The 14,270-nt window shown below is 47.3% G+C and carries 10 protein-coding genes; 7 read left to right on the forward strand and 3 right to left on the reverse strand.

All coding sequences use genetic code 11. The annotated features are described in order from the left end of the window. Positions 1 to 32 precede the first annotated feature (32 nt). The 5 genes from dnaA (at position 33) to CAP50_RS00325 (ending at position 8,460) form a co-directional block, all read left to right on the forward strand. A complete protein-coding gene (gene dnaA, locus CAP50_RS00305) occupies positions 33 to 1,478 on the forward strand; it encodes a chromosomal replication initiator protein DnaA (RefSeq protein ID WP_075101426.1) in 1,446 nt (481 codons plus the stop codon). A 452-nt stretch (positions 1,479 to 1,930) separates the two neighbouring features. Continuing rightward, positions 1,931 to 3,106, forward strand: coding sequence for a DNA polymerase III subunit beta (gene dnaN / locus CAP50_RS00310; RefSeq protein ID WP_075101301.1), 1,176 nt, complete (start codon positions 1,931 to 1,933; stop codon positions 3,104 to 3,106). A gap of 196 nt (positions 3,107 to 3,302) precedes the next feature. Beyond that, a complete protein-coding gene (gene recF, locus CAP50_RS00315; RefSeq protein ID WP_100748598.1) occupies positions 3,303 to 4,532 on the forward strand; it encodes a DNA replication/repair protein RecF in 1,230 nt (409 codons plus the stop codon). Between the two features lie 575 nt (positions 4,533 to 5,107). After that, on the forward strand, positions 5,108 to 7,714 hold the full coding sequence (gene gyrB / locus CAP50_RS00320) for a DNA topoisomerase (ATP-hydrolyzing) subunit B (RefSeq protein ID WP_100748599.1): 2,607 nt from the start codon (positions 5,108 to 5,110) through the stop codon (positions 7,712 to 7,714). 137 nt (positions 7,715 to 7,851) lie between these two features. Continuing rightward, complete coding sequence (locus CAP50_RS00325) at positions 7,852 to 8,460, forward strand: manganese efflux pump MntP (RefSeq protein WP_100748600.1); 609 nt, start codon at positions 7,852 to 7,854, stop codon at positions 8,458 to 8,460. A gap of 115 nt (positions 8,461 to 8,575) precedes the next feature. Here the strand turns inward: CAP50_RS00325 and rlmF are convergent, their stop codons facing one another. Together rlmF and CAP50_RS00335 are read right to left on the reverse strand one after the other, a co-directional pair. Beyond that, a complete protein-coding gene (gene rlmF / locus CAP50_RS00330) occupies positions 8,576 to 9,598 on the reverse strand; it encodes a 23S rRNA (adenine(1618)-N(6))-methyltransferase RlmF (protein WP_100748601.1) in 1,023 nt (340 codons plus the stop codon). A gap of 65 nt (positions 9,599 to 9,663) precedes the next feature. Further along, a complete protein-coding gene (locus CAP50_RS00335; protein ID WP_100748602.1) occupies positions 9,664 to 10,323 on the reverse strand; it encodes a LysE family translocator in 660 nt (219 codons plus the stop codon). A 172-nt stretch (positions 10,324 to 10,495) separates the two neighbouring features. Between CAP50_RS00335 and CAP50_RS00340 the strand changes: the two genes are divergently transcribed. Together CAP50_RS00340 and CAP50_RS00345 are read left to right on the forward strand one after the other, a co-directional pair. Beyond that, on the forward strand, positions 10,496 to 11,299 hold the full coding sequence (locus CAP50_RS00340) for a crotonase/enoyl-CoA hydratase family protein (protein ID WP_100748603.1): 804 nt from the start codon (positions 10,496 to 10,498) through the stop codon (positions 11,297 to 11,299). Positions 11,300 to 11,362: 63 nt separating this feature from the next. Beyond that, complete coding sequence (locus tag CAP50_RS00345) at positions 11,363 to 12,523, forward strand: MalY/PatB family protein (RefSeq protein ID WP_100748604.1); 1,161 nt, start codon at positions 11,363 to 11,365, stop codon at positions 12,521 to 12,523. A 39-nt stretch (positions 12,524 to 12,562) separates the two neighbouring features. On the opposite strand, the gene CAP50_RS00350 is transcribed toward CAP50_RS00345, so the two are convergent. Next, complete coding sequence (locus tag CAP50_RS00350; protein WP_100748605.1) at positions 12,563 to 14,128, reverse strand: FGGY-family carbohydrate kinase; 1,566 nt, start codon at positions 14,126 to 14,128, stop codon at positions 12,563 to 12,565. Positions 14,129 to 14,270 lie beyond the last annotated feature (142 nt).

Genomic DNA, 14,270 nt, shown 5'->3' on the forward strand with positions numbered 1-14,270 from the left:
GGGGATTTGATATTAACGAGGTAATGGGTTTCATGATAGATACAGCCACTATTTGGGATAAATGCCTAAATGACTTGCGTTACAGCGTCAAGGACAACGTATTTACCATGTGGTTACGGCCACTGTCAGCGCATCAAGAGGCCAGTAGTTTAATTATTCTTGCGCCCAATGATTATTTTGTAACTTACATCAAAAAAAATCATTTACAAGATATTCAGCAGTTGGTAGCTAAGCACAGCCAAGGCAGTATCGAAGAAGTGGTGGTGCGTGTAGACAATGCTGGTCGTCAGGTAGAAGACAACCCACAAGCGCAGTCAGGCTCTCTGTTTGCAGAGGATATCCCCTCCCCTACCCTTACTGACCAAAATTTTCAGACCGCGCATCATCATATGGCAAAGGCTGACATCGATACCAATACGCGTCAGGCAGAATTAATTGGCTCTGCTGATGCAAAATCGCTTAGCTATCTCAACCCTGACTTCACCTTTGAGACCTTTGTCACTGGTAAGTCTAACAATTTGGCTTATAAAGCCTGTTATGAGCTTGGAAAACGTCAGTCAAAAAACCGGCATAATCCTTTATTTATATATGGGCCTTCTGGTTTGGGAAAAACACATTTAATGCATTCTGTTGCACATCGCTATTTAAAAAATAATCAAAGTTTTTATTATTTCACTTCTGAAAAGTTTATTAATCAATTAGTTTATTCATTAAGAAATAATAAAATAGAAGATTTTAAGAAAAAAATAAAAAAAGTAGATTTATTGATTGTAGATGATATTCACGTATTGGCTGGAAAGACAAAAAGTAGTAATGAGTTTTTGACGTTATTTGCTGACTTCACAAGTGGTGATAAACAGCTGATTTTGGCATCTGATAGACATCCCTCACAGATGACAGAGTTTGATGAGCGCTTTAGGTCGCGCTTTTCTTGGGGGCTGACGGTGGCTGTTGATCCGCCTGAGATTGATACACGTGTACAGATTTTGCAGAAAAAAGCGGCTTCTTATGGGATGACGTTGCCTAAAGAGTGTGCGCTGTTTATCGCGCAAAACGTCGTCTCTAATGTTAGGCGTTTAGAGGGCGCCCTAAACCAAGTATTTGCCAATGCCAACTTAACTGGCGCGCAAATCACACTAGAGATGGTGCAATATGCCCTAAAAGATATCGTTGCCATGCGTGTACAAGCAGTCAATATGGACAACATCCGCAAAATCGTCGCTGAATATTATGATGTGACGGTAAAAGACATTATGGGGCGCAAACGTACTCGCAGTATCGCAAGACCGAGGCAGATAGCCATGGCTTTGTCACGTGAGCTGACGGGTGATAGTTTTCCAGAGATTGGTCAGTCGTTTGGCGGCCGTGACCATACGACAGTGATGCATGCTTGTGATAAGGTCAATGAGCTGCGTGCAGCAGACCCAGCGTTTGATAAGGATTACAAGACGCTAGCCCTTATGTTGCAAGCAGGTTAGCAGCTCTCAGTCTTACTATGTTTTAGCGCCATGATATGGTTTATACTATAGTCAACCCGACATAACATTGGCATATTTTATGTCATAGGCTACTGGTATCTATTTTGTGCAGCCTCTGTCTGCATCGTTACAGCACGCAAGAAAAATGAATACCAGTAGGACAGCACCTATTTTAAATTAGTTTAACTCTATCAATGTCTAGGCAGACGTATGCTTTATAGATTATCGTCAGTAGACAGGGTATGATTAAGCCACTATTTGTATAGTCGATTCACTGTAAAAGCGATACAGTGCAGCTGGTATAATTTTGCCCAGCATCTGTCAGCGTAGATACAGCAAGCAAGGAAAGTTTGTACCAGTTGTACGTTCATATGAGTGTATCGATTTTATTTCGAACTGACTGTAGTTTGTTTTTTGTAAAAAAAGAATCCTTTAAATAAGAGTAACTAAGCATGCAATTATCGATTAATCGAGAGTCGTTACTAAAAGCTATTAATTTGATCGCCAAAGCTGCTGATAAGCGCCACAACATGGTCATTTTAGGCAATATTAAGTTGCAGCTATCTGAGTCGCAACTGATCTTGACGGCGTCTGACCTAGAGGTCGAGCTGACATCGACATTGAAATTGCCTGCCGGTGCTTGTGTTGCCGCAGGGACGACCACGTTGCCTGCCACTAAGTTAAAAGATATTTGTAAATCGCTGCCAGCTCAAGCTCAGATCAATTTGACCACGCAAGAAAACGAGCGCTGTTTGCTGACCAGCGGCAAAAGCCGCTTCACTTTGGGCACCTTGCCAAGTGAAGACTATCCAAGCCTAGGCAATCCAGAGAACATCACGCCACTGATCATCAGTCGTAGTCGTCTGACGGATCTGATTCACAAGACTCAGTTTGCGATGGCTATCCAAGATGTACGCTACTATCTGACTGGTATGTTGTTCGATGTCTCTCAGCAGCAGCTGACCACGGTGGCCACCGATGGGCACAGATTGGCATTGGCGCGTAGTGTGATCGATGTCAGCAGCGACCTAAATATGCAAGCTATTTTGCCGCGCAAAGCGGTCATTGAGCTTGAGCGCTTGGCCTCTGAGCTGGGTAAAATGCTGGGTGATAAAGACAATCCTGTCACTCTAAGCTTTGGCCGTGAATTTTTGCAAGTCAGCTTGCCATTTGGTGAGGTGGATAGTGCAGGGCAGGTCAGTGATGATCTGGTAGTGACTTTTACCGCGCGCCTGATCGATGGGAAATTTCCTGATTACCGCCGCGTCATGCCGAGCAATACGGATAAGTTGGCGCTGTTTAATCAAGAAAAAATGACAGAAGTACTGCGCCGTGTGGCGATTTTGAGTAATGAAAAATCTCGCGGTGTGGTTTTTAATTTTGCCACCGACGGTATGGTCGAGGTACGCGCCAACAACGCTGAGCAAGACGAAGCGGTCGAGGTAATTCAGGCGAAATATCAAGGTGAGCCGATGGAGCTGTCGTTTAATGCCGCGTATCTACAAGATGTATTGGGCGTCATCCAAGGCGATGTACAAATGCATATGAGTCAATCCAATGCCTCGGTGTTGGTCAATCAGCTAGGTGATGAGTTTCATCAGTATGTGATTATGCCAATGCGTATTTAGTGTTCGCAGTCTATCCCCACTAAAAACGACGTGCACGTGGTTTTAACAGTATTACTCAGGCTGTTTTTTGCCAATTTAGATCAAAAACAGGCCTTAGTAAACTCTAAGCTTTCGACTCAAATGAATTTTCAAACACTTCTTTTACCAAACGTTTATCTGCTAGTTTAAGCGTTTTTAATAGGCGGCTGTCGTTATCATGATTGAACGTCTACAAATCTCAAATTTGCGTAATCTTACGCAGGTCAATTTGCACACTGCCGCCTGTAATGTGATGATTGGTGCTAATGGCAGCGGCAAAACCTCGTTGCTTGAAGCCATATTTTTGTTGTCCAGAGGCAAAAGCTTTCGCCATCATCAGCCTAAACGTTACATTCAGCATCATCAACACACTGCCACCGTTCATGCGCGCTTGAGCGATGGCAATACGTTAGCGATCCAAAAGCAAGCCGATGCCACAACGCTGCTGCGGCTCAATCAAAGCACTGTCTATAATCAAAGCATCTTGACTGAGCAACTACCGACACTATTGATTGATCCTTCTAGTATGGACATGCTAGAGCAGGGCAGCGCCAGTCGTCGCCAGTTGTTAGACTGGCTAGTGTTTCACATGAAACAAGGATTCCACCCGCAGTGGCTGGCATATCAGCGCCTGCTAAAACAGCGCAATAGTTTATTAAAAAAAAGTAAGCATTTAACGCACGTACAGCTTGCTGAGTTGAGGTCTTGGGATAAAGGGCTTGGCAATCATGCCGCGCTTATTCACCATTATCGTCAGCACGTGTTTACAAAGTGGCAGCCCTTCTTTGCCGACAGCATCGCTCAGCTGTTGCCGAGTTACGCCGAGCAGCTGAGTCTAAGCTACCATGCAGGTTACGATACCGATGTGGCGCTAGAGGTGCAACTTGGTGAGCGCTTAGAGCAAGACTTGCAGTTGGGTTATACCCGTATCGGCAATCATCGCGCTGATATCCATGTCCATTGGCGCTCTAATGATGCCCTAGCAGCCAACGATACCATGCCACCTGACAAGCTACCTGCTGGCTCGGGCAGCAAGCAGGTAGTCGCTGACACCATACCGATACTAAAAGAGCAAGCGGCAAACGTCTTGTCTCGCGGCGAAAAAAAGCTACTCATCACCGCGCTACGTTTATCACAATTGCCTTTATTGTTGCAGACGGATGCCACGACACAAGCAAATACCAATGAAAACGAAAGGGTGCTCACCGCCACACCAGTGGTACTACTTGATGATATCACCGCCGAGCTGGATGAGAGAGCGATAGAGATATTATTATCTACGTTAGCCAAACTGCCTTGTCAGGTGTTTATGAGCAGCCTGACCGCTGATATCACGCCTATGGTCAACGGTTTATGGGCAAACCCTATGATGTTTCATGTGAAACAAGGGCAGGTTTTGCCTTTCTAATAGCGCTAAATCTTGTCAAACAGCCGCAATGAGTTTGACTATATCATCTGCTTTGTTTTTCTGATTTGATTATCATACTCAACGGCACTTTATCTCATTTTTATGATCATTTTGAAATGAGGACATGCCATAGGTTTTATTAAAATACCGTCCATCCTAATACGACTGTCCAAAGCAATAAAACGACCAGTAAACAGTGACTTAGAGGCAAAAAAATGCTAAAATAGGGCTTTATTTTTGTCCTGTTCTCAGCAAGTTGTTTTGTAGCGTTACGTAGTGGTTTTGAAGTTTCTAACTGTCTTTAAGTTCATGATAATAAACATGTTTTATTTACTTCTTTAGCTTTGATAAGACATAAAAGAGCAGAAGTTAATAGCAAGAAAATAAAACATGGGTTTTAAGCTTGGCTTAAAGTAAGAAAGCTTTTATAAGGTACTGGCGACTCGTACTTTGGCTCACGACATAGCGCTACTGGTGTTAACTCTCCAGATTGGATTTGACATGATGTCATGCGGCTTCATCGTAGTGATGGGTCAATGGCAAACGGCTGATGATGGCTAGATTAAGGAATGCACATGAGTGATTCATTACCTAACGACCACGAGCAACTGACAGTCGGCAGCGTTGCCGCAACGACTGCTGCAGCGGAAGGAGTGCCTTCAGACTATAGCTCCAAAGATATTCGTGTACTTCGCGGCCTAGAGGCGGTGCGCGTACGTCCTGGCATGTATATTGGTGATACCGATGATGGCACAGGCTTGCACCATATGGTCTTTGAGGTAGTGGATAACTCTATCGATGAGGCGCTGGCGGGGCATTGTGATCAGATTGATATTATCATTCATGAAGATGAGTCGGTCAGTATCATGGACAACGGGCGCGGCGTGCCTGTTGACATCCACCCAGAAGAAGGCGTGTCGGCCGCTCAGGTGATCATGACGGTACTACACGCTGGTGGTAAGTTCGATGACAACAGCTATAAAGTCTCAGGCGGCTTGCATGGTGTCGGCGTTTCAGTCGTCAACGCTTTATCAAAAAAGCTGGAGATGAATATCTGGCGTGAAGGCTATCATTACCATCAGACATATACCGATGGTGTGCCTGATGCCGATATCGAGCAACTAGAAGCCACCGATAAAACGGGTACGCAAATTCGTTTTTATCCTAGCAGTGATGTATTTACCGGTACGGTGTTTGAATACGACATTTTAGCCAAACGCTTACGCGAGCTGTCTTTTCTTAACTCAGGGGTGCGCATTGTCTTGACTGATGAGCGTATCGACAAGCGTCATGAGTTCGAGCACAAAGGCGGCTTGTCAGAGTTTGTCAGCTATATCAACGCAGGTAAAGAAGGCATCAACGAGGTTTTTCATTTTACCAGTGAGCAAGACGACGGTATCGCGGTCGAAGTGGCGCTGCAATGGACGGATACCTATAACGAAAAAGTACTGTGCTTTACCAATAACATCCCGCAGCGTGATGGCGGTACGCACTTATCAGGGTTTCGCTCAGCGCTCACGCGTGGTCTAAACAGCTATATGGATCGCGAAAACCTGTTTAAAAAAGAGAAAGTTGCGGTCAGCGGTGATGATGCACGAGAAGGGTTAAGTGCAATTGTCTCTGTGAAGGTGCCTGATCCAAAATTCTCTAGCCAGACCAAAGATAAGCTGGTATCGAGCGAAGTCAAGTCAGCAGTCGAGTCGGCGATGCATGATAAGTTTAATGATTATTTGCTTGAAAACCCAACTGCGGCTAAAGCGATTGCCAATAAAATCATCGATGCCGCTAGAGCTCGTGATGCCGCCCGCAAGGCACGTGAGATGACGCGACGCAAGACCACGTTAGATATCGCTGGTCTGCCCGGTAAACTGGCAGACTGCCAAGAAAAAGATCCGTCGCTATCAGAGCTATACATCGTGGAGGGTGACTCTGCGGGCGGTAGCGCTAAGCAAGGCCGTAGCCGCAAAACTCAGGCTATCTTGCCACTCAAGGGTAAGATCTTGAACGTGGAGCGCGCGCGTTTTGATAAAATGCTGTCATCTGCTGAAGTAGGCAACTTGATTACCGCGCTTGGCTGCGGTATTGGCCCTGATGAGTACAACCCTGACAAGGTGCGCTATCACAAAATCATCATCATGACCGATGCCGACGTCGATGGCTCACACATTCGCACGCTACTGCTGACGTTCTTTTTCCGTCAAACGCCAGAGCTGATTGAGCGCGGTTATATTTATATCGCTCAGCCGCCATTGTACAAAGTCAAAAAAGGTCGCCAAGAGCTGTATCTAAAGGACGATGAAGCGCTCAAAGCTTATTTATTGTCATCGACGATCGATAATACCAAGCTGCATATCAGTGCCGATGCGCCTGCTATCACGGGTCAGGCGCTTGAGACGTTACTAAATGACTATAACCAAACGCAGCTGATTAAGGCACGTTTGCAGATACGTTTCCCTGCAGTGATTTTGGATGTTTTGACGCACACGCCTAAGCTAAATACGGATATGACGTATGATAAGTCAGCCATGCAGGCGTGGAAAGACGCTATGCAGGCGCAGCTTGAGCAGTTCGGTAGTGAGTTAAGCCCTGAGATTGAGCTGGTCAATATCCATGAGCCGCAACCAGAAAATATGGACGCTGCTGCCGCTGATCTGCTGGGTATGACCCCCGCATTGACTGCTGATGAGAGCGAAGCGGTTGATAGCGATGCCTTGTCGACCAAGGCCCAGTGGCTACCGCGTATCACGGTGTATGTGCATCAGCTGGCGCATCATTATTTGCTTGATGCCAGCTTTATCAATTCGAGCGAGTATAGCAAGCTGCTGCGTTTATCAGCGGAGTGGAATACTTTGTTAGAAGATAGCGCCTTTATTCGCCGCGAAGCGGGTAGTGGCACCACCAAGGATATTCCTATCCGCGATTTTGATTACCTCTGGCAGCAAATGATGCTAGATGCCCGTCGCGGCTTGGCCATCCAGCGTTATAAAGGACTGGGCGAGATGAACGCCGACCAGTTATGGGATACGACGATGGACCCTGAAAATCGCCGTATGCTACGTGTCACTATCGAAGATGCCATCGCAGCCGATCATATGTTTACCTGCTTGATGGGCGATCATGTCGAGCCACGCCGCGTGTTTATCGAGGAAAACGCGCTTACAGTGTCTAATCTTGATATTTAGGCATTAGCCACCGCGTAAGATATAGAAAATACCGCTTTGATACACATTGCGGTATTTTTTTAATAATAAGTTTGTTTCACGTGAAACTTTCGCAAGTAAATTGTCATAAGCTGGCAATTCTAATTAATGGACATCAAATGATCGAAGTACTGTTACTCGCTATTGCGCTAGCGATGGATGCTTTTGCGGTGTCGATAGGACTGGGCGCTAAATCCCAACAACAAAACCCACGCTATACCTTGCGTTTGGCTATTTATGCTGCGTTATATTTTGGTATTGCGCAAGGCGTGATGCCATTTATCGGCTATTTATTAGGCGCGGCACTGTTAGGTTGGCTCGCCACTGCTGCGCCTTGGATCGGTGGATTTATTCTTATCGGACTGGGTAGCAAGATGCTCTATGAAGTATTCTTAGCAGATGAGGGTGAGACTGTAGATAAGGGGCTGCGAGTAAGTAATGAAGCGGCTGCTATAAACGATAGCCGAAAGAAAAACATCAGTCATCGCACCATGTTTACCCTCGCGATTGCCACCAGTATCGATGCGATGGCTGCTGGTTTTACCTTAAACTTGCTCGCTCTTAATGCGTGGTTAGCGTGTGTAATCATTGCGATTGTCACGGCTGTTTTTAGTGCGTTTGGTATCTGTCTTGGTAAAAAATCAGGTACCTATCTTGAGGACAAAGCAGAAGCGCTCGGCGGGTTTGTACTTATACTCATCGGCTTAAAGGTCATGTTTGTTGGCTAGAGCATGCCCCCAGTTAAATCGATATGGCCATCTAAATAGATTAAAAAAAACCGCTTTGATAGCCAAAGCGGTTTTTTGTTTCACGTGAAACGTTAGCATTACGTTTTAGCAATAATTACGCTTCGTCAGTATCAAAACGCCAAGCTAAGACCCGCGTGTTTTTTTGCCCTTGGCTCATCTCGATAATACGCATCTGTGCCACACCCAGCTGTTTTAGCAGTAGTTGTAGCGGTTTTACGTTTTCGGATTTTGAGACCAAACTGGTAAACCAGCCTACATGCGCAGCAAACTGTTGGCTTTCTCTTATCATATTACTCAAAAAAGCAATCTCGCCACCCTCAGACCATAGCTCTTTATGTTGACCGCCAAAGTTGAGGTTTTGCGCGGCATTGCCTGACTTGGTGGAGTGGCGACTGATTTGCGCGCTTTCGTTTTTGCCGCGATGGCGCTGCAAGTTGTGCTGCTTGCGGCTATTGGCTTGCATCGCTTCGTCTAATGAAGCATGAAAAGGCGGGTTGCATACCACCACATCAAAGTAGTCCTGCCGACCAATGATGTTTTTAAAGATATAGTTTGGCTCAGGTTGCAGCTTAACCTTGATCGCACCTTTGAGCTTGGGATTGGCCTGACAAATCACGCTGGCGGTATTGACAGAAACCGGATCGATGTCGCTTGCGGTAAAGCGCCAGCCGTAGCTTTGGCTACCGATGATGGGATAGATGGCGCTGGCACCAGTGCCGATATCGAGCGCATGTACCTCTTTACCCATGGGCGGTGTTTGGTCGTCGTTACTATGCGTGGTTTGCGCAAGTAAGTCGGCGATATAGTGAATATAATCGGCGCGACCTGGGATAGGTGGGCATAAGTAGCCTTCAGGAATATCCCAAAACTTCACACCATAATAATGCGCGAGCAGTGCTTGATTGAGCACGCGTACGGCTTTGGCATCAGAAAAATTAATCGTCGGCTCGCCATTGGGGTTGCTGATGGTATGGTCGGCGAGCGCAGGTAGCGCGCGGGTCAGTACAGCAAAGTCGTAGCGACCCTGATGCGGGTTGCGCGGATGTAGCTTGCCAAGTTTTTTGGCGGTCGCAGGCGAGCGGTTTTTATGTTTAGAGTTTGCAGGGGTGCTGGTCATAGTCAGTGGCTTTGATGTTTGGATATAATCGACCAGTTTAGCAGATTTCGAGGATAACAAATGTGTTATCGGCTGCGTAAAATCAGGTTTAGTCCCAAGGCGATCATCGCGCTGCCTAAGATGCGATCTATCCAATGCTCCACGCGGCCAAAACGCTTGAGAATAGCAGGAATGGACAATAACATCACCACAGTGCTAAACCACGCCATCTGTAGCACCATCATCCAAACACCATAAATCGATAACTGCCACAGCGGGATATCAGGCGACAATACCAAGGTAAATATCGCGACAAAATACACCGGCGCTTTGGGATTAAACACATTACAAAAAAAGCCGCGGCGCAAGGTAGCGAGGGTTGAGTCGTCTTTGAAGACGTCTTGCGTTGGATGCTGGATAGGTCTCTGCTGTGGAACGTTTATGGCTAAATCGGAGGCAGGCTTAGCCCCAATCCCTTGCCAACCGAGATAAATCAGATAAGCACCGCCAAGCCACTTGATAGCGGTGAGTAGTGGCTGCGAATGGGCAATCACCGTTGCCAATCCTAATACAGAGTAGGTAATGTGTACCGCAAGCCCTAGGGTGATACCGAGACTACAAATCAATCCAGTGCGTCGTCCCTTAGACAATGTCTGCTGTGAGACCAAGACAAAGTCAGGGCCAGGAGAGGCAGCCGCCAGTAAGTGAACGCTGGTGATCAGTAAAAAGCCGTGCCAAAATTCCATAAGATACTCGTAAATTGTCATGTTTGTCGACAGTCTCATGATGGTGGCAGTTATTAGAATCACGGTCAACTGCTATTCATTTTGTAAGGCGTTTAGTACGGCCACTTGTGTAATGGCGATAGGGTGTCTATATTAAAAGCACACTCGCTAGATCAATAAAAGGGACAAGATCATGGCCACACAAAGCAATAGCAGCACAGACAATCGCATCACTTATGAGACCGATGGCTACATTTGTCTCATCGGCCTCAATCGCGCCGACAAACGCAATGCCTTTGATAGTCATATGATCAAACAGCTCTCCCAAGCACTTACCCGCTATGAGAACGATGATAACTTACGCTGTGCGCTGATATTTGCCCATGGCGAGCACTTTACCGCTGGCCTTGATCTGATGGAGCTGCAAGATAAATGGGACAAAGGTGCGTTTGAATTTAACGATGACGAAATCGACCCATGGGGCATAGGTGGCAAATTGCGCAGCAAACCAGTGGTGGTGGCGATACAAGGCACCTGCTTTACCGCTGGGATTGAGTTAATGCTCAATAGTGATGTGGTGATAGTAAGTGACAATAGCAACTTTGCACAGATGGAGGTGCAGCGCGGTATCATGCCTTTTGGCGGGGCGACGGTACGCTTTGTCGCGGCGGCGGGCTGGCAAAAAGCCATGCCGTATCTGCTTACCGGTAAAAACTTTGACGCACAAACGGCCGATAAACTGAACCTAGTCAGTGAAGTTGTGCCAAATGGTGAGGAATATCAGCGCGCGCTAACGATTGCCAAAGAGATTTGCACAGCCGCACCACTTGGCGTACAAGGGCTGCTATCCTCTGCGCAAGATGCCAGCCGTAATGGCGCAAAATCAGCGCTGGCCAATATCCACGGTTATCTACCGCATCTGTTTCACTCACAGGACGCAAAGGAGGGCGCGATGGCGATGGTTGAGCGCCGCGCGCCGGAGTTTAAAGGGCGTTAAAAGCCTTTGCTAAACCTTTCATAATAAACAGTAAAGCTTTGGGTTTTATAAAGGATAATGCCAATGCAATATGACTTTGATGAGATAATCGATAGAAGCAATACAGGGTCGGTCAAATGGCACTATAGTGATGACACTATTCCGCTGTGGGTCGCCGATATGGACTTTAGAGCAGCGCCGCCTATCTTGGCTAGCGTACAGCGCGCGGCCGATCACGGCATCTTAGGATATACCAAACCGACCGACGCTTTGTATGAGGCGATTATCAACTGGCATAGCAATCGTTATGGTTTGGATTTGACACAGGATAATATCCTATTTTCACCAGGGGTGGTGCCAAGTCTTGCGCTGATGATGCATGTCTTTACCGAGATAGGCGATGCGGTACTGGTCAATGATCCCATTTATACGCCGTTTATGACTAAGGTGCAGCAAAATAAGCGCACGCTTGTGACATCAGCGCTAAAGGAAGTCGATGGCAGATATCAGCTCGATCTAACCGATATTGAAGCCAAAATAGTGGAGCATAAAGTTAAGCTATATCTATTATGCAACCCGCACAATCCGGGCGGTCGCGTCTGGACTATTGATGAGCTTAAAGCGCTGCTGGCGCTGTGTCAAAAACACGATGTCGCCATCGTCAGCGATGAGATTCATCAAGATTTAACCTTGACTGGCCATACCTTTACGCCTTTTTTAAGAGTAGCAGAAGCAGAAAATTACGCGCATAAGGTGGTGAGTCTCACCTCGATGACCAAAACCTTTAACGTCGCGGGTATTAAAGGCTCGATGATCTTTGCCAAAGATGAGACACTACTTAAAAAAATCAGTCAGCAGCAGCGCTTAAACGACGAATACGAGCTAAACCTATTTGCTTATACGGTGATGCAAAGCGCGTATGAGCATGGCGGGGAATGGCTTACGCAGGTGCTGGCTTATATTGAACACAATATCGAGATCACAATAGACTTCTTAGCAGGGCATTTGCCTGATATTAAGGTGATGCGCCCGGAAGCCTCGTATTTGATTTGGCTCGATTGCTCTGCGTACGGTAAGGATGATGAGGCGCTGTATGACAAACTGCGCGCGGCAAAGGTTGAGCTAAACGCGGGAATTAAATACGGCCGCGAGGGACATCTGAAAATGCGTATTAATGTGGCGTGTCCTGAGGCTATATTGCGTGAGGGGTTGAATCGGGTTTATGCGGCGTTTAGGGGTGATTAATAAGCAGACTTAATGATATTAATATATAGAATATGAATATCATTTAACCGGATATCCTGTGATGTCTTGAATGCTTTGGTATAAGGGTTTTAGGCGCTCGTACATCTTAAGATATACCTCGTTATACAGGCGCTTATAGAGTTGCACGTTGGCCTCAATAGGGACGAACTCGTCGCCTAAATGGGTCATGGCGTCGCTAGCAGCAGCGTGGTCGGGGTAGACGCCGAGACCCACCGCGCAGTTGATGGCCGCGCCAAGGCCAGTGGCCTCATAAGTGTGCGGGCGGTAGGCCGGCATGGCAAAGATGTCGGCGGTGAGCTGCATGGCGGCGTCGCTTTGAGAGCCGCCGCCTGAGACGCGCAGGTGTTTGATGGGTTTGCCAGTGCGTTTCTCGATGGTATCAAAGCCGAGTTTGAGCTCGTAAGCCAGCCCCTCCAAGATAGCGCGGTACACGTGCGCGCGGGTATGCACATCACCAAAACCGATAAGTGCGCCTTTGCCCTCAAGCCCAGGATGACGGACACCTGGCGACCAATAGGGCTGCATGATGAGTCCCATGCTGCCGGCTGGAATGCCTTTGACGGCGGTATCGAGGAGCTTTTCGGTGTCGATGCCTTGGGTTTTGGCAAGTTGTTGCTCGTAGTGGGCGAATTGTTCTTTAAACCAGCTGACCATCCAAAAGCCGCGATAAATCATGTATTCGTGATTGTAGTAATTTGGGGCGGCGGCGGTATAGGCGGGCATGTGTTTGAGTATCTCTACATAGTCGGGGGAGATGGTGTTGATAGTGGCGGTGGTGCCAAAGCTAAGACACGCAGTATCGGCGGCAAGCCCCGCTGCGCCTAGAGCTTCGCAGGCTTTGTCACTGGCGGCGGCAATCATCGGCGTGCCCTCTGGGATGCCGGTGGCTTTGGCAGCTTTGGCGCTTATCTCACCAAGAATTTGGCCTGGTAGGACAATTTTGGGCATTTGCTCGGGGGTACAGCTAAACAGTCGCCATTTCAGGGTATTGGGTTTGAGCCATGTTTGCGCTTTGTAGTCATACGGCAAATAGCCGACCGAATGACCATTTGAGTCGATAAGTTCACCTACTAGCTGATAGGTGAGGTAGGCAGAGAGGTTGACGTAATGCGCGGTCTGCGCCCATATCTCCGGCTCGTTTTGCGCCAGCCAATTACAGCGCGCTTTTTGCTGGGCGTCTTTTACTAATTCGCCCATACCGATGATTTTAGTAAGCGGGTCAAGAAAGCCAATGTCATGAGTGTCAGCGCGGCGTAAATCCATCCAGACGATAGCAGGACGTAGCGGCTGCATGTCTTTATCAAGGCAAATCATGGTATAGCGCTGGGTGGCGAGACTGACGCCGGCGATTTGGTTAGGTTTAATGTCGCAGGTCTGCCAGAGCTTTTGGCAGGCCTCTGTCAGCTTTTGCCAATAGTAGTCGGCGTGCTGCTCGGCATAATTGGGCTGCTCGGAGAAGTACGGCTCGATAGGCACACGGGCTTTGGCGATCTCGCTGCCAAACTCATCAAAGATCAGCGCGCGCACGCTTTGCGTGCCGTTGTCGATGGCTAAGAAATAGATGGGGTCGTGAGAGGTGGTCATAGTAGTCCTTTACTATGGGGGATGTTTATCAAAATTAGAACGTGCTATTGGTACAAGTTTTCCTTGCTTGCGACCGTAAGAATTCTCGAGGCTACGCAGCTTTTGTTTTAAAAGAAGTACCCTATCAGCTCTAATCCTTATA

The sequence above is a fragment of the Psychrobacter sp. L7 genome (assembly GCF_002810365.1).
GTDB lineage: Bacteria > Pseudomonadota > Gammaproteobacteria > Pseudomonadales > Moraxellaceae > Psychrobacter > Psychrobacter celer.